Source organism: Aquimarina sediminis, assembly GCF_002895435.1.
In the GTDB taxonomy this organism is placed as follows: domain Bacteria; phylum Bacteroidota; class Bacteroidia; order Flavobacteriales; family Flavobacteriaceae; genus Aquimarina; species Aquimarina sediminis.
This window is the reverse complement of the sequence record NZ_POYJ01000005.1, coordinates 88,791-110,802: the sequence shown is the minus strand read 5'-3', so window position 1 is coordinate 110,802 and position 22,012 is coordinate 88,791. Positions and strand designations below refer to the sequence as shown.

General features: G+C 31.9%; 23 protein-coding genes. All 23 read left to right on the top strand.

Annotation, left to right across the window (positions count from 1 at the left end; all coding sequences use genetic code 11):
• Window positions 1-6 precede the first annotated feature (6 nt).
• The 23 genes from C1X07_RS13005 to C1X07_RS12895 all read left to right on the top strand — a co-directional run bounded on the left by C1X07_RS13005 (window position 7) and on the right by C1X07_RS12895 (window position 21,997).
• Entirely contained in the window at window positions 7-912 is a 906-nt protein-coding gene (locus tag C1X07_RS13005) for a substrate import-associated zinc metallohydrolase lipoprotein (protein WP_103070462.1), read from the top strand.
• A gap of 16 nt (window positions 913-928) precedes the next feature.
• A complete protein-coding gene (locus tag C1X07_RS13000; protein WP_103070461.1) occupies window positions 929-2,311 on the top strand; it encodes a DUF4302 domain-containing protein in 1,383 nt (460 codons plus the stop codon).
• A 186-nt stretch (window positions 2,312-2,497) separates the two neighbouring features.
• Window positions 2,498-4,024, top strand: a complete 1,527-nt coding sequence (locus C1X07_RS25030; protein ID WP_164914159.1) for a nuclear transport factor 2 family protein — start codon at window positions 2,498-2,500, stop codon at window positions 4,022-4,024.
• Window positions 4,025-4,107: 83 nt separating this feature from the next.
• Window positions 4,108-5,445, top strand: coding sequence for a M28 family metallopeptidase (locus C1X07_RS12990; RefSeq protein WP_103070460.1), 1,338 nt, complete (start codon window positions 4,108-4,110; stop codon window positions 5,443-5,445).
• A 103-nt stretch (window positions 5,446-5,548) separates the two neighbouring features.
• The gene (locus C1X07_RS12985) at window positions 5,549-7,204 is read left to right on the top strand and encodes a M1 family metallopeptidase (RefSeq protein WP_103070459.1); all 1,656 of its coding nucleotides are present in this window, start codon (window positions 5,549-5,551) and stop codon (window positions 7,202-7,204) included.
• Between the two features lie 65 nt (window positions 7,205-7,269).
• Window positions 7,270-8,088: an arginase family protein gene (locus tag C1X07_RS12980; RefSeq protein ID WP_103070458.1), complete on the top strand. Its 819-nt coding sequence runs from the start codon at window positions 7,270-7,272 to the stop codon at window positions 8,086-8,088.
• A gap of 115 nt (window positions 8,089-8,203) precedes the next feature.
• Window positions 8,204-8,740, top strand: a complete 537-nt coding sequence (locus tag C1X07_RS12975) for a GNAT family N-acetyltransferase (protein ID WP_103070457.1) — start codon at window positions 8,204-8,206, stop codon at window positions 8,738-8,740.
• Window positions 8,741-9,080: 340 nt separating this feature from the next.
• On the top strand, window positions 9,081-9,782 hold the full coding sequence (locus C1X07_RS12970; protein WP_128755276.1) for a hypothetical protein: 702 nt from the start codon (window positions 9,081-9,083) through the stop codon (window positions 9,780-9,782).
• Window positions 9,783-9,840: 58 nt separating this feature from the next.
• Entirely contained in the window at window positions 9,841-10,959 is a 1,119-nt protein-coding gene (locus tag C1X07_RS12965; RefSeq protein ID WP_103070455.1) for an AraC family transcriptional regulator, read from the top strand.
• A 144-nt stretch (window positions 10,960-11,103) separates the two neighbouring features.
• Window positions 11,104-11,559, top strand: a complete 456-nt coding sequence (locus C1X07_RS12960) for a nuclear transport factor 2 family protein (protein WP_103070454.1) — start codon at window positions 11,104-11,106, stop codon at window positions 11,557-11,559.
• 177 nt (window positions 11,560-11,736) lie between these two features.
• Window positions 11,737-12,576, top strand: a complete 840-nt coding sequence (locus C1X07_RS12955; RefSeq protein WP_128755275.1) for an alpha/beta fold hydrolase — start codon at window positions 11,737-11,739, stop codon at window positions 12,574-12,576.
• Window positions 12,569-13,066, top strand: a complete 498-nt coding sequence (locus C1X07_RS12950) for an RNA polymerase sigma factor (protein WP_103070452.1) — start codon at window positions 12,569-12,571, stop codon at window positions 13,064-13,066. Before C1X07_RS12955 ends, C1X07_RS12950 begins: the two co-directional genes overlap by 8 nt.
• Window positions 13,056-13,658, top strand: a complete 603-nt coding sequence (locus tag C1X07_RS12945; protein WP_103070451.1) for a hypothetical protein — start codon at window positions 13,056-13,058, stop codon at window positions 13,656-13,658. The genes C1X07_RS12950 and C1X07_RS12945 overlap by 11 nt, the downstream gene beginning before the upstream one ends.
• Before the next feature lie 455 nt (window positions 13,659-14,113).
• Window positions 14,114-15,022, top strand: a complete 909-nt coding sequence (locus C1X07_RS12940) for an NAD(P)/FAD-dependent oxidoreductase (RefSeq protein WP_103070450.1) — start codon at window positions 14,114-14,116, stop codon at window positions 15,020-15,022.
• 333 nt (window positions 15,023-15,355) lie between these two features.
• The gene (locus C1X07_RS12935; RefSeq protein ID WP_103070449.1) at window positions 15,356-16,312 is read left to right on the top strand and encodes a Rossmann-fold NAD(P)-binding domain-containing protein; all 957 of its coding nucleotides are present in this window, start codon (window positions 15,356-15,358) and stop codon (window positions 16,310-16,312) included.
• Between the two features lie 4 nt (window positions 16,313-16,316).
• Window positions 16,317-17,441 carry an aminotransferase class I/II-fold pyridoxal phosphate-dependent enzyme gene (locus C1X07_RS12930; protein ID WP_103070448.1) on the top strand — a complete coding sequence of 375 codons (1,125 nt, stop codon included), beginning with the start codon at window positions 16,317-16,319 and terminating at the stop codon, window positions 17,439-17,441.
• 138 nt (window positions 17,442-17,579) lie between these two features.
• The gene (locus tag C1X07_RS12925) at window positions 17,580-17,876 is read left to right on the top strand and encodes an antibiotic biosynthesis monooxygenase (RefSeq protein ID WP_103070447.1); all 297 of its coding nucleotides are present in this window, start codon (window positions 17,580-17,582) and stop codon (window positions 17,874-17,876) included.
• A gap of 271 nt (window positions 17,877-18,147) precedes the next feature.
• Window positions 18,148-18,606 carry a GyrI-like domain-containing protein gene (locus tag C1X07_RS12920; RefSeq protein ID WP_103070446.1) on the top strand — a complete coding sequence of 153 codons (459 nt, stop codon included), beginning with the start codon at window positions 18,148-18,150 and terminating at the stop codon, window positions 18,604-18,606.
• Between the two features lie 425 nt (window positions 18,607-19,031).
• Window positions 19,032-19,760: an alpha/beta hydrolase gene (locus C1X07_RS12915; RefSeq protein WP_241507256.1), complete on the top strand. Its 729-nt coding sequence runs from the start codon at window positions 19,032-19,034 to the stop codon at window positions 19,758-19,760.
• A 5-nt stretch (window positions 19,761-19,765) separates the two neighbouring features.
• On the top strand, window positions 19,766-20,218 hold the full coding sequence (locus tag C1X07_RS12910) for a 5' nucleotidase, NT5C type (protein ID WP_103070444.1): 453 nt from the start codon (window positions 19,766-19,768) through the stop codon (window positions 20,216-20,218).
• A gap of 43 nt (window positions 20,219-20,261) precedes the next feature.
• Window positions 20,262-20,555, top strand: a complete 294-nt coding sequence (locus C1X07_RS12905; protein ID WP_103070443.1) for a hypothetical protein — start codon at window positions 20,262-20,264, stop codon at window positions 20,553-20,555.
• A 131-nt stretch (window positions 20,556-20,686) separates the two neighbouring features.
• On the top strand, window positions 20,687-21,364 hold the full coding sequence (locus tag C1X07_RS12900) for a suppressor of fused domain protein (RefSeq protein WP_103070442.1): 678 nt from the start codon (window positions 20,687-20,689) through the stop codon (window positions 21,362-21,364).
• A gap of 60 nt (window positions 21,365-21,424) precedes the next feature.
• The gene (locus C1X07_RS12895) at window positions 21,425-21,997 is read left to right on the top strand and encodes a hypothetical protein (protein WP_103070441.1); all 573 of its coding nucleotides are present in this window, start codon (window positions 21,425-21,427) and stop codon (window positions 21,995-21,997) included.
• Window positions 21,998-22,012: the final 15 nt, after the last annotated feature.

The window sequence follows — 22,012 nt, the reverse complement described above, 5'->3', positions numbered from 1 at the left end:
TTGATTATGAAAACACAAAAAACAGTAATACAAAGGATATTGTTTATCATCCTAGGTTTAGTAATAATTTCTGGGTGTGATAGAGAAGAAACATTACAACCAACTACTATATTTGAAACTGAAGCAGAATCAACAGATCCCCTTGATGTATTTCTAAAAAACGAATTTAGAGATCCGTATGGATGTGATGTAATTTATAAGTTTGTAGATAGATATATTGACCCTACAAAATCGGCTACACCACCACGTAGAGATGTAGTTCAACCAATTGCTGAACTAATTAAGCAAGCATGGATCGAACCGTATAATAAAGCTTCTGATCGGGGAGAAGATTTCTTAAGGGCATATTTTCCAGCAGAAATTGTTTTAATAGGCTCTCCCCTTTTTAATGGTGACGGAACAATCACACTAGGAGTTGCAGATGCTGGGGTTAGAGTAACGCTAACACAAGCTAATGAATATGCTCCAGACAATACCGCATGGATTATACAGACGTTTAGAACTTTGCACCATGAATTTGCTCATATCGTAGATCAAAATTTTAATTTTGATGTAGAGGCATTTTTCAAAATCTCTAGTGATGACTACACTTCTCAAGGAACATGGACACAAGAAACTCAAGAAAGTGCTATTATAAGAGGTATGGTTACTCCATACGGTACTTCGGCAGTTGGTGAGGATTTTGCTGAAATCATAGCTTATATTGTAACCACAGACCCTGCTGTTTTTGAAGCAACTTACCTTACTCCAATAGACTGTTCTTCTCCTACAGCTCCTGCTAATTGTGCAGATATTAACACAGGTAAAGCCCGTATCCAACAGAAATACGATGCTGTAGTAAAATATATGAAAGAAGATGTTGGAATCGATCTTTTTACTTTAAGAGATGAATTTCTAAACAGTATTAACTAATTAAATTTAGAACAACATGTTAAAAAATATAAATATATATATATTACTTATTATCGCTATAGTCTTTACGGCTTGTAGTACTGATAATGAAGTAGAGCCATTATTTGATCAAGACATTGATAGTCGTGTTGATGAGCAATTAAGTAGTTACAAAAAAACACTAACAGATGCTGAGTTTGGATGGAAAGCCGATTATCGCCCAGGAAATGACGTTACAGGGGTATATAATATATACCTTAAGTTTAATACAGATAATAACGTTACCATAGTATCTGATCATAATAGTGGTGAAGATGACATACCAACTACCTACAGAGTTGGAAAAAGTCAATTACCAGAGTTGGTTTTTGAAAACTACTCTGCATTACATAGCTTGTTTGAAGCCGAACAATTTAGATTAGGTGCAGAATTCGAGTTCACAATCGAAAGTGTTAGTAGTGATAAGATTGAACTAAGAAGTAAAACTGATCAAGGAGAGGATAAATCAACTCTTACTTTGATTAAAGCTACCGCTACTGATAAAGAAAATGTAGAGAAACTTCAGGGTCTGGATGAACGTGTTAAAGATGGTCATAACACACCACTTCTTTTTAGAGGAATTACGGTTACCAATTCTGCCTCAGATATTGTATTTTCGGGATCATTTTCTTATGATGGGCTTACTAGAATTGGTAATGTCATCTATGATGATGCTGATAATAATCAAAAAATAGATGAGCTCGCTATTGAACTAACAGAAAATGGTTTTACCTTGGTGAATCCTGTTACTTACGGTGGCGCTGATTTTCAAGTATTTACTTATGATGAAGTGACAAATACCTTTACTTCAACGGTAGATGGAAATACTGCGGTTATTGCACCTTCTAGTTTACCTCTTTATATCAATAATGACATTTTTGGTATCGGTCAAAGTGCTTCTGGAAATAGATTTCTTTATCGTCCTGGAGCATTAGGTGATAGCCCTCTTACTTCTGATGGGTTTAAGGGTATAATTGCACAAATCAATGCAGATGTTGCTCCTTTTGGTTTGGTTTACGAGCAATTTATATTCACTACAGATCCTAACGCTGATGGTATAAATACAAGACTTACTATTGGTTTTACCAGACCATCTGATGGAGCCTTTTTTACTGGTGTTTATGATTTTGAAGCAACTATAGTAGATAAAAAGTTAGTTTTAAGCTATCAAGGACCAAACCCAACAGAGGGTAATCCAGGTAACAGTGGATTCTTTGAAAGTAGGGTAATAGGTCTATTAAGTTTCTTTGGTAATCCAGACGGACTTATTTATACAGATAGAGGTTCTTTCCAATCTGATATTGCTAGTTTTTCAAACTTAGCAGGAACACTTTTAAGTGTACAAGATCCATCTCTAAGTGTTTATGCAGTATGGTTCTAACATATTAAAAAAATAAAGGCAAACTATTGTTCCCTCAATAGCCTTTCTAACTCAACTTTCGAAAACCCGGAGCATTTATGTTCTGGGTTTTTTCGTTAATCCTTATTCTGAATTGCCAACACAAATCACATTAACATTTACTTAAGATTATGTTCAAGATTTAAATGTATTTTAGAAACAAAAACAATGAAGAATATAGTTGCACTTTTGTTTCTATTAGTAACTCTTTCTGTAGTTTCTCAGACCAATACAGAAGTTTACCTTTTCGACCTCGTTGAAAAAGAACAAAAAACCACTCTTGACAACAAAAGAAATATATCTAATAATATAGGGTATGATAATCAACCTTCCTTTATTAATGACTCTATTGTCCTTTTTTCTTCTACTCGCAATAATCAAACAGATATCGCTGCCTATCTTATCAATGATAAGAAAACACAATGGATCTCAGCTACACCAAATGGTAGTGAGTACTCCCCTACCAAAATCCCCGGATTGAACGAAATTTCTTCTATTCGATTGGATAAAGATGGTAAACAGCTACTCTATCGATATGATTATAAAACTGGAAAATCCAAGGTTTTGTTAGAAGATCTCAAAGTTGGATATCACACTTGGTATAATAAAGATATCATAGTTTCTTCTGTCCTAAAAGAAAATGCTCTCTCTCTTGTTCTATCTAATACCAAGGATAAAACCACTAATACTATTCAAAAAAATATAGGAAGGTCACTACATAAAATACCAAATTCGAATCTGATTAGCTATATAAGCAAAGAAGGAACCACCTGGGAAATTAAATCGGTCAATCCAATAACGAGAACTACCAAAAAAATTATTAATACAATTTCAGAATCAGAAGATATGTGTTGGTTGCCGGATGGAACTATTCTGATGGGAAAAGGAACTAGAATTTTCAAATATAATCCAAAAACAGATTCTGACTGGAGTATGTTTTACTCTTTTATTGACAAAGAAATCGGTACTATTTCTAGGATTGCTACGAATCCAGAAGGAAATATGCTTGCCGTAGTATCTGATGTCTCTCCAGAGCATATTGTTCAAAAACAGTTAGAAGCATACAATTCTAGAAAAATAGATTCGTTTTTATCTACTTATGCTACCAATACATCTATTTACAATTATCCCGACTCCCTAAGGTACAAAGGACGAGAAGAGATGCGCCCCTATTATGCCAAAAAATTTAAAGAGCAAACAAACTTGCATTGCGAGATTAGACATCGTATCGTATTTGGGAATAAAGTAATCGATGAAGAATATGTTACCTATAATGATAAAAATGTAAGAGTTGCATCAATTTATGAAGTGAAAAATGAAAAAATTGATAAAGTCACTTTTATTCGACCTCAGCAAGATATAGAAGAAAAGAACATCAAAAAAATTGTACAACAACAATTAGATGCGTACAACGCCAGAGATATCAATGCATTTACAAATACCTTTGCAAATGATATCAAAATATATAACTTTCCTAATGAGTTTCTATATGAAGGTAGAGAAAAACTAAAAGAAAATTATTCGGATTTTTTTAATACCACTCCAGATTTAAATTGTAAAATTAACAACCGAATAGTAATGGGAAACAAAGTTATTGACGAAGAGTTTTTAACTATTAACGGAAAAAACCTAAATGCAGTTGCCATTTATGAAGTAAAAAACGGTAAAATTTCTAAGGTAACGTTTTTAAAATAAGTCCTTACCCCTTCTTATAAATTTGTTAAGGGTATCCTGTTCTTTACCGCTTTTATTTAAATTAGGCGATCAAATTAACACAAATGAAAACATTTCTTACCTCAACTTTACTTTTAATATCAACTATATTAATAGGGCAAACAGATAAAAAAATTTATGACATCATTAATACGGTCTCTTCAAAACGAATTAAAAATGATATAAAGACCCTTTCTGATTTTGGAACTCGTCATACACTAAGTGATACCGTTTCAACAACAAGAGGTATTGGAGCAGCAAGAAGATGGATTAAATCAGAATTTGATAACATTTCTAAAGATTGTAATAATTGCTTAGAGGTATTTTATCAAAAAGATCTGGTAAAAAAAGGAGCAAATCAACGTATTGTAAAAGATGTTGTCGTTGTAAATGTGGTTGCCATACAAAGAGGAACGAAATATCCTAATCGTTTCATTATGATGAGCGGTGACATTGATTCTCGAGTAACTAACCCAAACAATTATACTTCAGATTCTCCTGGGGCTAATGACAATGCCAGCGGTATGGCCGGAACTATTGAAGCCGCCAGAGTTCTATCCAAATATCAATTTGATCAAAGTATCATTTATGTAGGTTTATCAGGCGAAGAACAAGGACTATTTGGAGGCAAAGGCTTAGCTCAATATGCTAAAGAAAAAAAATGGGATATCGTAGGAGTTATGAATAACGATATGATTGGCAATATCAAAGGAGTAGATGGTGTGATTGATAATAGAACTTTCAGAATATTTTCAGAGCCTATCCCTCCTACCGAAACCGAGAAACAAAGAAAATCCAGACGATTCTATGGTGGAGAAGTAGATGGTATATCAAGACAACTCGCAAGATATATTCATAAAACAGTAAAAACATATATGCCAGAAATGAATCCAATGATGGTTTATCGATTAGACCGATTTGGGCGAGGAGGGCATCACAGGCCCTTTAATGATGTAGGGTTTGCTGGAATCAGAATCATGGAAGCTCATGAAAATTACACACAACAACATCAAGATATAAGAGAAGAAAATGGAATTAAATATGGTGATGTTATAGAACATGTTAATTTTGATTATGCAGCAAAACTAACCGCAGTAAATGCTATAAACCTTGCCAGTATAGCTTGGGCACCTCCTGCTCCATCTGAAGTAAAAATAGGAGGAATTGTAGAACCATCTGTAAAATTTAAGTGGAAAAAAGTCAATGACTCAAATATTCTAGGATATAAAATTTATTGGAGAGACACTACATCTCCAACCTGGGATCATAGCCGTTTTGTAGGGGATGTTGACAATTTTGTTCTAGATGGTATCGTTATTGATAATTTCTTTTTTGGGATAGCGTCAGTAGGAAAAAATGGCCACGAAAGCCTCGTTGTGTTTCCTTCAGAGATTTTTAGGTAGGATAATACCTTCAAGTTGCGAATCATAAATTTCACAAACTCGCACAAAATGACTATTATGCAGACTCAAATTCAACTTATAAAAAAATTATAAATTAAAACAGATGAATACCTTTTATACCATAGCCCTTAGTATTTTAAGTTTTAGCCTATTGTCTGCCCAAGAATCCGACACTACTCTTTTCTCTGCAAAAGAATTACAATTTACAAAACAAGATACCTTAAGAGGATCAATTACTCCAGAACGAGAGTGGTGGGATCTAACTTATTATCATTTGGATATAGCAGTTGATCCAGATAAAAGAACAATCTCTGGAAAAAACACTATCCAATATAAAGTCTTGAAAAAACATAATGTGATGCAAATAGATTTGCAACCACCTCTACAAATAAAAAAAGTACTTCAAAATGATAAACGGTTAAAGGTTACCTCTGATGGTAATGCTCATTTTATAACCCTGCCAACCCAACAAAAAGAAGGAAGTATAAATGCAATAGATGTTTATTATAGTGGGAAACCTCGTGAAGCAGTTAATGCTCCATGGGATGGTGGTATTTCTTGGAAAAAAGATCAAAATGGCAAACATTTCGTAGCTTCTTCATGTCAGGGGTTGGGAGCTAGTATATGGTGGCCTAATAAAGACCATATGTATGATGAAGTAGATAGTCTTCTCATTAGTGTTAATGTTCCAAAAGATCTTATAAATGTTTCTAATGGTAGACTTCGCAAAGTAGAAGAGCATAAGGATAATACCAAAACATTTCATTGGTTTGTATGTAATCCAATTAATAACTATGGCGTGAATATTAATATTGGAGATTATGTGCACTTTGGAGAAAAATACAACGGAGAAAAAGGAGTTTTGGATATGGACTACTATGTACTTAGAGATAATCTCGAAAAAGCTAAAGAACATTTTAAAGATGCTCCAAAAATGATGAAGGCTTTTGAACACTGGTTTGGTCCTTATCCTTTTTATGAAGATAGTTTTAAAATTGTAGAAGCACCATATCTAGGTATGGAACATCAAAGCTCTGTTACATATGGCAATAAGTATCTCAAAGGGTACCTAGGTAGAGATCTCTCTGGCTCCGGATGGGGGATGAAATTCGATTTTTTAATAATACATGAGTCTGGTCATGAGTGGTTTGCCAATAACATTACCAATAAAGATATAGCAGACATGTGGGTACATGAGAGTTTTACAGCATATTCAGAAAGTATATTTTTAGATTATCACTATGGTAAAAAAGCAGCTTCGGAATATGTGATAGGAACAAGAAAAAGTATTCAAAATGATATTCCGATTATAGGAGTTTATGATGTAAATAAAGAAGGCTCGGGTGATATGTATTATAAGGGTTCTAATATGTTACACACACTGCGCCAATTAATCGAAGATGATGAGAAATGGAGGCAAATCCTTAGAGGTCTTAATAAAACCTTTTACCATCAAACCGTAACTACGCAGCAGATAGAGGAGTTTATTAGTAGAGAAACCAATATTGATCTCACTCAGTTTTTTGACCAGTATCTTAGAGATACAAGAATTCCAACGTTGGAGTATGCATTTGAAAAAGGAAAATTAAAATACCGCTATTCCAACATTGTAGACAAATTTGATATGCCAGTAAGACTTTTTATTGATGATGGCTCCTCACAATGGATACAACCAAATGCTCAATGGCAAACTAAAGAATTTAGTGGAGATAAAATTACTATTGATCCTAATTTTTATATAAATATAAAAGCATTGTAATATTCTATTGAATTCGTTTTTATCTTTATTCCTCTAATTATTAGATATCTAAAAAAAGTATAAAAATGAAAATATATTTTCCGCAATGGCAAGGATCTGGTACAGGTACAAATATCGAATCTGGAGCTAAGACAGTACTTGAATATGTAAACGATTCAGAATTTATTAGTATTCCTCTTTCTGATTTAAAAGCAGGAAAAGATGGTATCCAACAATATTGTATTAATAATTATGATGCTATAACAGAGCAACTTTCCAGACTAAAAAAAGAAATCGAGACCTCAAACCCTGCTACAATTCGAACTATCGGTGGGGATTGTGGTCTCGAAATTGTCCCTGTATCGTATTTAAATAAAAAGTATCCAAATCTAGGCGTTATCTGGTTTGATGCACATGCAGATATCAATCGTCCCTGCGACTCTCCGAGCTGCAATTTTCATGGGATGCCACTTAGAACATTGCTAGGGGAAGGAGAAAAGAATATGAATAACCTTTTATTCTCTACTATCCAAGCTTCTCAAATTCATTATATAGGTTTACGAGATATCGACAACGCTGAAAAAAAGCGAATTAACGAAGGATCTATTTATGCACCTAAACAAATGAATACAAATGAATTGATAGAAACATTAAAATCAAAAAACATCTCTCATCTATACTTACATTTCGATTTTGATTGTCTGGACCCAACTGATTATGATAAAACTTACTATAAGGTAGCAAATGGCATAACCGTTAAAGATGCCGAAGCATATATTTTATCTCTTAGAGCTAATTTTACAATTGTAGGGAGTAGTGCATTAGAATCAATTACCAATATTCCTTCGGAATTGTATCCAATAAAAAATATACTAAATCTTTTAATGTCAAATACGAGTCTATGAAACATTTTTATATTAGAAAACGTTAATCAACCAAATATAAAAACAGAACAATACCTAATAAATACTCTACCATACTCTTCTCTATAAAGTAAATCAAAACAAGAATATCAAAATAATGACATTTATTCCTTTTCCAAAATTACAAACCAATAGATTATCTCTAAGACGATTAGAAGAACGTGATGCCAAAGTTATTCTCTTTTTAAGATCTAATGAAATTGTTAATCAATTTGTCAAAAGACCAAAAACTAACTCAACAGAAGAAGCTATAGCTTTTATTAATAAAATAAATAAAGGAATTGAAGAAGAGGATTGGATTTTTTGGGGAATTAGTACGAATCAAAACACCGAACTTATAGGTACCATTTGTCTATGGAATTTCTCTGAAGATAAAAAAATAGCAGAAGTTGGGTATGACCTACATCCCAAGTTTCATCAAAAAGGAATTATGAATGAAGCATTAGAATGCATCTTGGATTATGGTTTTAATACTTTATCTCTGGAAAGTATAGAAGCATATACCCATAAAAATAATGAAGGCTCAAAAAAGCTTCTAATTAAAAATAAATTTGAGCATATAGCACATAGAAAAGATAATGACAACCCTGATAATGTGATTTTTTCTGTTTCGAAAGACCATATGACATCTTAAATCTATTAACAATAAAGTTGTTTACAATCTATTCTCCTAAACTATTCATACCTGAAGACAGAATATTTTTATAATGCTTGTATGGTATTTCTTTTAATAATATATACTCTTTGAGATAAATTAGTAAAGGAATGAGTAATCATAGACTTTAAATATATCTACTTAATGCCATAATTTTGGTTTTAAACAAGTACTTAAAAAAGTAGTATGTATTTTTCTTCTATTTAAAATGTACGCATACGGTATATGTGCCTTTATACATGGGTTTTTCAACAATTAACAAATGATAGCGTATACATTTGTCTTGTACTAGAATTATTAATTAAAATATAAAAACCACATGAAATTTTCAAAAACTTCTTTGCTTATCCTATTTTTGACCGCCTCTTTTATGTCTATAAATGCTCAATCAAAAACAAAGTCTTATACATTAAAAAAAGGGCAAGCATTTGATATCTTATTTCTAGGTACTAAACCCGAAACCAAAGAAAAACTTCAAAATTATTTCAAAACAGTATTTCCTGTCGCCGAGAAAGTTGGATATCATAGTTTACCCGGATACAAAATAGAAGAAACTCCAACTCAAGGTAATTATCACCCACAGGCAATGATTTTAGGATATTGGGATAATTTACAAGGCAGAAAAGAATTCTTAAAGAAAATAGAAGAAGTTATGCCCGATTTTCATCAGGAAAGAAGAAACATCTGGTCTTCTTTTAACTTAACCTATTATGAGTTAAAAGAAGATCTTTCATTTGATATTAATCCAGAAAAATTTAATATAGTCACAGCATATTGGAAAAAAGACAATTCTTCTATTAAAAAATTCAAACAAGAATGGGTACAGAATGTTAAAAATACTGGTGGGCAAATACGATTAGAATTAATGGATGGTAACTCTCCATTTGGATATTACCATAACCCGGATTATTTAGTTATTACCGAATGGAAAGATAAAGCTGCTTTTAACAAATTTTACACAAAAAATTTAGAAATGAACCACAGTTCAATTAAACATGTAAATCAGTTTCAGATTAAGTAGTTATTTTTAGACCAATAAATGAGCAGACTATTACATATAGTCTGCTTAATACAATTTTATGCAAGCAATACTAAATCAACTCGTTTATTTTGGCTACTTTCAGAGTCTGTTTTTACTTTTTATCTACGCAGTATCTCCCAAAAACAGAAAAAATATAAATGGCTATATCGCTTTTTTAGTATTTGTGCTTGTAATTGGTCTATCCGGTAGAATCCTTTATATTTCGGATATTTTCGGTAAAAACTTTCGGTTAATTGCCTTTTCTGAGTTTTCAACTCTTCTTTTTGGATCTACTATATACCTATTTACTAGATCTTCTTTGTTTAACAAACGCTTTTCTTACCAAGATTTATTGCATTATATCCCTGGAGTGTTTTATATACTTTTTGTCATATTCAGCTTTATGTTACCTTCTGATGAAGTAATTGGTGAAAGAGTTAAAAGTGGAGAGTTATTTCGCACTATAACCATTTTTATTGGTATAGGATTATTATTCAATATCACCTATTGGGCAATGAGCCTACAACTATTTTACACCTTCAGAAAAAAACTTCGTAATGAATTGAGCTACACAATAAAAACACAATTTTTTTTAAATTTTTTAGTTGCAATTGGCATTTGTTTACTATGCTGGGTTATTGTTTACTTTATAAGCATTTTGGGATATAAAACTATAGAAAGGTCAGCAAGAGAAACTATTTGGCTTAGTATTGCTCTCATTATACTTTTTATTGCCTATTACAATATGATTACTCCCGATTTATTCAAAACAGTCACCAAAGTAGAGCATAAAAAATATGTTCATTCAAAACTATCTAAAACAGATTTAGACAATCTACAAGATAAATTAGATCAGCTAATGGAGGAAAAGAAGCCTTATCTTAATAGAAAATTATTAAAAGCCGAACTTGCAGATATGCTAGGAGTAAGCAGTCCCGAAATTGCTCGATTATTGAATGAAAATATTGGCATGAATTTCTTTGAATACATTAACTATTATCGAATTAAAGAATTTGTAGAATTAGCAAAAAAAGATGAAGCTAAAAATTTTACTTTTTTTGGATTAGCGCAAGAAGCTGGTTTTAATTCTAAAACTACCTTCAATAAGTCATTTAAAAAGTTAATGGGAATTTCGCCTAAAGAATATTTTTCTGATTTGAAGATAAAAAACAATTAAAAAAGTACCTCACCCCCTTTTTCGCCATTGAAGATTACCTAAGTCAAACCCTGCTCTTAAAATTCTCTAGAATATTTAAGATAACTTTCAAACCTTATTACTATATATCACATACTTTTAAGGTTGAAACAAAATTCTTTTTCGATGAAAATTTTATCCAGACTAAGCCTAACCTTTATAGTTGTTATTTCTGTAGGTAACACAAATGCACAATCCATACAAGATTCTCTTGATATCAAACAGGTTGCTCTTGATTACATAGAAGCACAACATAATACAAACCCAAAACAATTTGAACGGGCTGCCCATCCAAGAATGGTAAAAAGAACCTTTGCCAAAAATAAAGCTACGGGTAAAGAGTATCTGCGCGAAACTTTTACAGATTTTATGGTTATTCTCTCAGAATTCTATAATAGTAAAGGAGATAAATTTCCTGAAAATCCAAAAAAAGAAGTTATTCTACTAGATGTTTCAGACAGGACAGCTTCAATTAAACTCATTGCAGATGATTGGATAGATTATATGCATATTGCAAAAATAAATGGGACCTGGAAAATTGTAAATGTTTTGTGGCAGTATAATAATTCATCTCTACATTAATCCTATTAATATATTCAAAACTTTTGCTATAAAATAGTCCTTTACTTTTGAGTAATATCTCTCTCCATTACAATTAAAAAACTTGATGGATATCTTTTTTTTCATCCAAGGTGTAACAATTTAAAGTTGCCTGCATCAAAGAGGAAAATAATTAAAAGAAATACTAAAAACAGAGATATGAAAACATTTAAAATTACACTTCTACTATTAGCAATTATTAACTTAGGATTCGGTCAAGCACCAGCCATAAAAACCGAAGTAATGGGAAAAGGGAAACCTGTATTATTTCTACCCGGTTTTACTACTCCTGGATCAATTTGGCAAGAAACAGTGGATCATTTAACTTCTGAAAAAGAAACCCATCTTGTTTCGTATGCTGGTTTTAATGGTAATAGCCCAATAGCAATGCCGTGGTATAATACGATCAAAAAAGAGTTGATTGAATATATTAAAAACAAAAACTTAACTGACGTAGTAATCATAGGTCATAGTATGGGAGGAAATTTGGCTACGGATCTAGCTGCAGAATTACCTAGTACTATAACCAAATTAGTAATTGTTGATGCTCTTCCTTGCATGCGTGAATTAATGATGCCCGGCGTACCAGAAAGTCAAATACAATATGACAGCCCTTATAATAAGCAAATGCTAGAAATGAAAGAAGATCAATTTAAGCAAACTACTACCATGATGGCCCAAAACATGACCAACAATAAAGACAAAGTTAATACTTTAATCAACTGGATGTTAGAAGCAGATCGCAAAACATATGTATATGGATATACAGATTTATTAAAACTAGATTTACGAAAAGTAACTGATAAAATAACCGCAAAAACCCTAATTTTAGGAGCTTCATTTCCTTCTGTAGAAATAGCTAAACCAAATTTTGAAAAGCAATATGCTACATTAAAAAACAAAACTATCAAAATGGCTGTAGATAGTAAACACTTTATTATGTTTGATCAACCAGAATGGTTTTATGCACAAGTAAATTCTTTTCTGACACATGAGTAAAAAGAACCAAAAACTTTTTGAAACTGTTTATCATGAATGCTATCCAATGGTCAAACAAATGTGCCTTGGTTTTATGAAAGGAGATATCGATATCGCCAATGATTTATCCCAAGAAGTGTTTATTAACATTTGGAATGCTCTTGAAAACTTCAAAGGACAGTCAACCCATAAAACATGGGTATATCGAATCACAGTAAATACATGTCTACAATATATCAGAAAGGAAAAAAAGAAGAAAAGGCTATCGCTCGAAAAGATAGAGCATACAATGATCCATGAACCTCAACACTCGGATTCAAGTCCAGAAAAAGGATTATATAAAGCTATAGGACAATTAGAAGAGTTAGACAGATTGATAATTATGATGGTTCTAGAAGGACAGGATTACGACACCATATCTAACGTATTAGGAATTAAACCAACTAATGTTAGAGTAAAAATTCACAGAATAAAAAAACGACTTAAAAAAATACTAGATCATGAACAATGAATTTGACGAATTACAACGTAAATGGCAAAAAAATAAAGAAAGTATTAATAGCGACACCCAAGTTATAGATGAAACATTATCTTCTATTATTGTAAAGAAAAATTCGAGCATACGGTTTCATTATAACAATATTATCATTCTCTCCATCGTACTCGTAGGAATAGCAGCTTTTTTCTATTACATCGCTCCCGTAAAAGAGTTACTAAGTAGAATTGGAGTAGGATTAATGCTAGGAGGTTTATTGATAAGAATAATTATTGAACTGATAAGTGTTCTAAAATCCAAAAAAATGAACGTTGTTGATGATGTTTTAAAATCAACCAATGATGCTATTGACTTCTATAAATTTAGAAAAAGAATACACGGACCAATTACTATTACAATTATTGTACTATATACCATTGGTTTTTATATGATTACTCCAGAATTTAGTTTATATTTTACCAAATGGCAAATGATACTTATTAATACCTCATACATTATCGGAGCATTAGTTCCACTCCTATTTGTGAGAAAAATTATCAAAAAAGAAATACAAACCCTTCTTGAAATCGTTAATCTCAAAAATAAAATTATAGAAGAGAAATCATAATATATAATACTGTATGATAACGACTTGCACATCTTAATTCTGCACCATGATCGTTTTCTTAATACTTGGATAATATTATTTCCCAAATACTGTAACAATTTATCAGATGTAACATCTATAGATATAAATGGTCATAAAAACATGGCGGTTTATACCAATTCATCTTGAGCGTCTTGAAGCAAAAATGTAAATCAAATAATAGTTATCCGCTTTATTTTATTATTCAAATTTCTAGACGCAGAAGATGATAATTGTAAAAGTATTGTAACATCAATCAATCGAACATTCTAAATACCCTAAAACGGATAGTACTATCAATACTATCCGTTTTCATTTTATACATTATTCTATATTGAAAAATTAAAACACTTCTAGTAGCAAAATTAACATTGTTTTATTAACGCGACATAGTTGCAATTAAACATAGAACGTTACCTTTACCAAAACTTAATTTCATGGCAAATAACAATACTTTTGACGTAATCATTGTAGGCGGTAGTTATGCTGGTTTATCAGCAGCAATGGCACTTGGTAGATCATTAAGAAGTGTCTTAATTATAGATAGTGGTAAACCATGCAATCGACAAACTCCACATTCACATAACTTTCTTACCCAGGATGGTAAGACACCATTAGAAATATCCAACATTGCAAAGGAGCAAGTTCTCCAGTATAATACTGTTATTTTTAAACAAGGACGTGCCACTACCGGAAGAAAAATACAAAATGGTTTTGAAATCCAAACCCAATCAGGTGATGTGTATATTTCAAAAAAAATAATTTTTGCTACTGGATTGAAAGATATACCACCAAATATTGAAGGATATTCAGAATGTTGGGGCATATCAATTATACATTGCCCTTATTGTCATGGATATGAAGTAAAAAACAAGAAAACTGGGATTATGGCTAATGGTGATATTGCTAATCATTATGCACCATTAATTGCTAACCTCACGAAAGACCTTATTCTAATTACTAATGGCAAATCAACTCTCACTGAAGAACAAACAAACAAAATCAGAAAGAACAATATAAAAATTATTGAAAAAAAGATTAATCGTATCAAACATGAAAATGGAAAAATGCAGCAAGTAGTTTTTGAAGACGAATCCACAATCCAGATCGATGCTCTTTATTCGAGTCCAGATGCCATTCAGCATTCTGATATACCAGAAAAATTAGGATGCCAATTTACAGAAGAAGGTTTGATAAAAGTAGATGATTTTCAACAAACCACTATCAATGGCGTGTACGCTTGCGGTGACAATTCTAATAAACGTGCTGTCTCTCTTGCAGTATCTAATGGAAGTATCTCGGGAGTACACATAAACAACAGTCTTGCGTTAGAGGATTTTGGGTAAATCAAGAACCTCAAAAAATTACAACAATTGTAAAAAGTAGGCATTCAAAAATATTTTTCTATATTTGTTTCATATAGAAATCTAGTAACTATCGTGTTACGCACTTGTTTTTTAGCTTAAGGAAGAACATTGGAAAAATAAGTGATTTTCTTACGGAAAACCTCCGTATACCTTAATCAATAAAAATTGATTGGGTGTACGGAGGTTTTTTTTATTTCATTTTTTATTAGAAACATATCTAAAAATGAAATGATCGAAACTGTAATGGTGATTGTATTAATGCTTTTTCGAAAACTCTTTATACTATATTAACTCAATAAAAATGTTTCAAAAATGGTAGTAAATATTGAAATCCAAGACATTAAAAACATTATTAAAAATATAGATATAGCCATGGCTATTGAAGATGGTTTTATAAAATATAGTAATAACCAAACCGTGGTTCCTCCTGTAGGTGAGTTACTTTTTGAATACCCTCCTGGCGATGTTCATATTAAATATGGCTATATAAAAAACGATGACTACTATGTAATAAAAATCGCATCTGGATTTTATGAGAATCCAAAGCTTGGTGTTGCCTCCAGCCAAGGAATGATGCTTTTGTTTAGTCAAAAAACAGGACAACCAATAGCTATATTGTTAGATGATGGATATCTAACCGATATCCGTACAGCGGCAGCAGGAGCATTAGCTGCCAAATATTTTGCTCCTAAAAAAATAGATGCAATTGGAATCATTGGCACCGGTATTCAGGCCAAATTACAGTTACAATACCTTCAAAAGTATTCTCCGTGTAAAACCGTATGGGTATGGGGAAGAACGCCAGAAAAAGTAGAAAGGTTCAAAGTAGAATTAGGTACTGATTTTGACGTTAATATCGCTAATAGTCCATCAGATGTAGCCAAACATTGTAATTTAATTATCACTACAACACCATCAAGAAATGCATTACTACATGCCAAAGATATTAAACCAGGAACCCATATTACTGCTGTAGGCTCTGATACTTCAGATAAGCAAGAACTCCACAGTCTAGTGCTTCAAAAGGCAGATTTGGTGATTGCCGATAGCATTCCTCAAAGCAAAAATAGAGGTGAAATATATAAAGCAATAACAAATGGTACTATCTCTGAAAAAAAAGTAATAGAATTTGGTAATGCCATTCAAAACCCAACTCTACAACGTACCGATAATAACCAAATTACAGTAGTAGACCTTACAGGAGTAGCGGTACAAGATATCATGATCGCAAAAGCCGTTTATCAAAATTATACAAATATTAAAATATAACTATATGAATATTCCAATTTTTGAACTTGAAAGAGTACAATCTCTATTTGAAAACACCGTAGATTATAATTTAACAGAAAGTGGTTTTCATCCATATACACTCAATGAATTATTAGACAAAGATCAAATAGACGAATTAACTAACACAGTCTTGGGCTATGGTCAAACTAATGGTTCTATTGCTTTACGTAAAAGAATTAGTGCCTTGTATAAAGATACTAATCAAGAAAATGTATTGGTTACCAATGGCTCTTCTGAAGCCAATTTTATTGCCTGCCATACACTTTTAGAAAAAGGGGATGAAGTAGTTATGATGGTACCTAACTATATGCAAATATGGGGAATTGCCAAAGAAATGGGATGTACCCCTAAAGCATTTCATTTGCGAGAAGAAAATAAATGGAAACCTGACCTCGAGGAATTAAAATCTCTTGTTACTCCAAATACAAAAATGATAGCACTCTGTAATCCTAATAATCCTACAGGATATACACTTACCTCTCTGGAGATGCAGGAAATTGTAGACATTGCAAAAAGTGTTAATGCCTGGATATATTGCGATGAAGTATATCGTGGAGCCGAACTAAACGGTAAAATCATAGATAGTTTTGTTGGGATGTATCATAAAGTTATGGTTAATGGCGGCTTATCAAAAGCTTATGCCCTACCCGGTCTGCGACTTGGGTGGTTAATTGGTCCAAAAGGAGTAATTGAAGACACATGGGCATATCATGACTATACATCGATTACTGCAGGTATAATGAGTCATTATATTGGAGAGATTGCTTTAAGACCAGAAAAACGAAAAGAAATCTTAACCAGGAACAGAACCATGCTGAATGAAAATCTAATTGTTGTAAAACAATGGCTTGATCAATATAAAGGTGTTTTTGAATATGTACCTCCCAAAAGTGGAGGGATGTTATTTATTAAATACAATCTAGACATAAACTCTACCGAATTGGCAGAATGGTTACGAACCGAAAAAAGCGTATTTATTTTAGCTGGAGATTGCTATGGTATGGACTATCATTTTAGAATTGGGATAGGAGAACGAAAAGAGTACATCCTAGCTGGTTTAGATCGTATCAAACAAGCCCTAGGAGAACGATTTAATTTATCTATGTAAAAAAATATTTAAGTTCTAAAAATGAATAACAGTATTAAAATCGGGACTTCAAAAATTCCTCCATTTCTTAATTTAGATTAAGAGAATCAAAATCGCTAACCAATAGCTTTGTTGTAATTACTACTTAATCAAAAAAACATGGAGACAAATTGTAAAGTGATTTTAAAATCACAGTTAAAAAGAGCGGTTCTAGATAAGCTTATGGTTTTTCTAAAAGAAAACCTACCCAATGTAAGAGAATTCGAAGGTTGTTTATCTGTAAAAGTTTTACTTAACAAAGAGAAGGATGAAATGATATTTGATGAAGAATGGATCAGTAAAGATCATCATACAAATTATATAGCATTCATTTCTAATAACGGAGTTATGGCAAAACTTACTGAGTTTTTGGTAGGTCAACCCAAAATTGAATATTATAACAGGTTAGCTTTGTAAGACTTAATGTTTTAGAACCAAGGCTCTACAGGTTTAGCACGCTTTATAACTTTAAAGCCTTGGTTATAAAACCTATAAACCTATAGCACCTTATTCCAAATATATTATAGTTATTAGCATATCTTATTAGGAAATCATTCAAATAATACTGTATTACAACTAAGTAAAATATACTATTACAACAATTTCAAAAAAACACCTTCCCCCCTGACATACCTTTGTCACAACCTGATTTTACTTTTGAAGCAATTATTAAACTAAAATCAAAAAAATGGAAAAACTAAAAATGAATTCTTTTGAGGTTGTTGGGATTTCGGTAAGAACTTCAAATCAAGACGGGAAAGCTAAAAAAGACATAGGAGAACTATGGGGTAAATTCATGTCAGAGAATATGTATGAAAAAATACCAAATGTAACTGATCAGACCATCTATGCCGTATATACCGACTATGAAGGTGATCATACAAAACCATATACTACAATTTTAGGATACCGGGTGCATAACTTAGAAGAAATCCCAGAAGGAATGGTAGGTAAAAAGATTGAATCAGCTTCTTACCATAAATTTATTGCAAAAGGAGATCTAACCGATAATGCCGTGATCGATCAGTGGAAAAAAATATGGGATATGGATATGAAAAGAACATATACTTCTGATTTTGAAACATATGGAGAAAAAGCTATAGACCCAACCAACGGAGAGACAGAAATATACATTTCAACATATTAAAAAACATCTTAAACACAAGAGGTTTTTTATGTCAAACTGGGCTTATCGAAGTTTTTTGTAATCGATTAATCTTCGATAAGCTCATTTTTACAATGTAGGTCTTCTTATTTCTACAGGAACACTTTGGCATATAAAAACAGGAACATTTATTTTAATAATAATCAACACTTTACTTCTTATTTTCAAACAATAATTTGTAAAATCTCCCCCCTTCATAATAATAAAAAAGACAAAGCGGAACAGATTATATTTATTCATATTTTTGTTGGAACCATTCTGGTATTTGGCATTTCAAATACCTATTATCTAAAACCAACGATACTTATTATATGATAAAACTAAATTTACTCTTTATTCTTCTTATAAGTAATTGTTATCACCTTATTGCTTCTAAGGTGGATACATTAACTATTATGAGTTCATCGATGAATAAGAACATTCGTAATGTTGTCATTCTACCAAATGGATATTCTACTCAAAAAGAAAAATTTCCCGTTTTATATCTACTTCATGGTGTTGGTGGAGACTATAGTGATTGGGTAATCAAAGCCCCAAAGATAAAAGAGTACTCTGATAAAAATAACATTATTATTGTCTGTCCTGATGCAGGAGTAACCAGCTGGTATTTTGATAGCCCAATTGATGATCAAATGAATTATGAGACTTATATTTCAAAAGAGCTTGTAAATTTTATTGATACAACATACAACACCTCTCCTGAAAAGAATAGTAGGGCAATTACAGGTCTGAGTATGGGTGGTCATGGTGCATTATATCTAGCTTTTAAGCATCAAGATGTATGGGGAGCAGCAGGAAGTATGAGCGGCGGTGTTGATATCTGTCAATTTCCCAATAATTGGGATATCGCCAAAAGATTAGGAGAATATTCTGATAATAAAAAAGTCTGGGAACAACACACTGTAACCAATTTAATTCCTTTGCTAAAAGGTGATCTAAAACTTATAATTGATTGTGGTTATGACGATTTCTTTTTTGATGTAAACAAACAATTTCATAACAAGCTAGTAAAAAGAAAGATTGAGCATGATTATATAGAAAGACCGGGAAAACATAACTGGGATTACTGGTCTAATGCTATACAGTATCAATTCGTGTTTTTTAATAATTTTTTTGACTCTTATAAAAAAGATTAAATGAGATGAAAAAGAAAATAGTATATGTAGATATGGACAATGTACTTGTTGATTTTGAATCAGGTATAAAACTATGTGAAGAGCATATTAAAGCTCAATATATAGGACGATTAGATGAGGTTCCCTGTATTTTTGGAAAAATGAAACCAATGCCAGGAGCAATAGAATCCTATATTAAACTCAGTGAGTTGTTTGACACCTATATCCTATCAACATCTCCTTGGGAAAATGAAACTGCATCGATAGATAAATTAAAATGGGTAAAAAAACATCTGGGAAAAGTAGCTCACAAAAGGCTAATACTATCTCATCATAAACATCTAAATGTTGGGCACTATCTAATCGATGACAGAACTAAGAATGGAGCAGGCGAATTTACAGGGGAGCACATACATTTTGGAACAGAAAAATTTCCAGATTGGCAATCTGTGGTTACTTATTTAATCGACAAAGAATAAAAAATCAAAAAACATCTAAGAGCAATTAACAAAATGAAACATTATGACATGTAAAGAAATTGCAATATTTAAGTTTAAGGATAATTGTATGGAAAACGCTATTGAGTTAAACAAAAAACTGATAAGCGAAATGCAAAATACTAGCAATGGTGCTTTGCAAAGCTTCGATGTATATCAATCTCCTAAGGATCCGACAATATTTACTTGGCTAATCGACTGGATGGACGCAAAATCAGCAAAAGAAACAACGGATCAATGGATGTCTTTTCCTAGTAGTCAAAAATTTTCATCAAGTATTGAAAAAGACATATTTTATGAGTTTATGGAAAAGAGATAAGCAAACAAATTTTATTATAAATACTGTTTCGAAAGATAGTTTTTACCTTAAGGGTAAGTTAATACATGGATTTCTTTACTATCACTTGCCATCTTTTTACACTTTATAAATACAACAAAAAAGAATAATATATGAATTACGAAGAACATTTTAAACTCTCCTGTGATCGAAGAGATGAGTTTTGGAGATCCATTGGCGAGCCATATCCAGATGTAATATCCAACATGATCAATCCTTCTTTTATGGGAGGTCCTAAATGGCCTTCATTAAGGCAAGCCCATATTGGAGTAAAAACTGACAATGCTACAATTGTTGCCAGTGATGGATTAAGCGACCCTTATGATGATTATGACTCAAATGAAGAAAACAAATCGTATAATGGATTAGGTCTAGAACTATATGTAGTGAGTCAAAACAAATTTGAAGATATACCCTCAATAATAAATTCATGGGAGTTCAACTTATTGAAACAAGTAAGTAATACATCTGCATCAAATCCTAATTTAATCAATATGCTAAATGAGTATAGTTATATCTCGACTACAGTAAATGGCAGTAAGCTTCCCGAAGGTTTTGTTGATGATAATGGATCTAGTGGAGTCTTATTAGGTTTAGAAAGTAAGAGCATTCCAAAGAAACTAGAATTAAGCATTGAAAAAATAGCATTGATAAATGTTGTCTTACTTAAACCTAAAGAGCTTGAGTATATTATTGAAAATGGAGCTAAAGGTAGAATCGAAATTGCTGAAAAGCTTACGACACTAGAGAATGGTAACGTATTACTAGAAGATCGTCCTTCTGTTATTTAAACAGAATAAATAGCATATCACTGTTACGTTAAAAAATCTCAGTTAACTTGTTGGCAAAAAATGACTAAAGAAACCAAAATATTCACCGAATGCTTAAATGATCTATGGGATTATTTTTTTCTGGGAGACCCTGATAATCTTTCCCGGTTTAAATCAAACCATAAATTGTCTGATGATTTAATGCATGAATTCACAGAAAATGAGAGCGGGGATTTAGTTGTCGAAAAAGGAGTTTTGATACCATTATCAGGTATAGAGAATTACCCATATCACATTATATTTCAAATTAATACAAATAACTCTGTATTTGATACCAATAAGAATGATTTACAATTCAAAAAAACTGGTTATTCTCTTGAAGTCATAAATAATGAGATATACCTCATGACTGTCCCATACTTAAAACAATGGACAAAAGAAACCGGAATACACAATTTAAAATCTAATAAAATTCGACCAAAAGTAAACCTGGAAAATGGGTATTATAGAGTTGAAATCTTAGGTGGAGAGACAAATCAAAATAATGGATGGGAACCAACTATAGAGTTTTGTTTACAAAAAGAAATTGATAAAATAGAAGCTAACATCGAGGACATCGGCTTTAGATTTCAGATAAAAAGTAAAGAGTATTAAAAGTGATTAGTTATT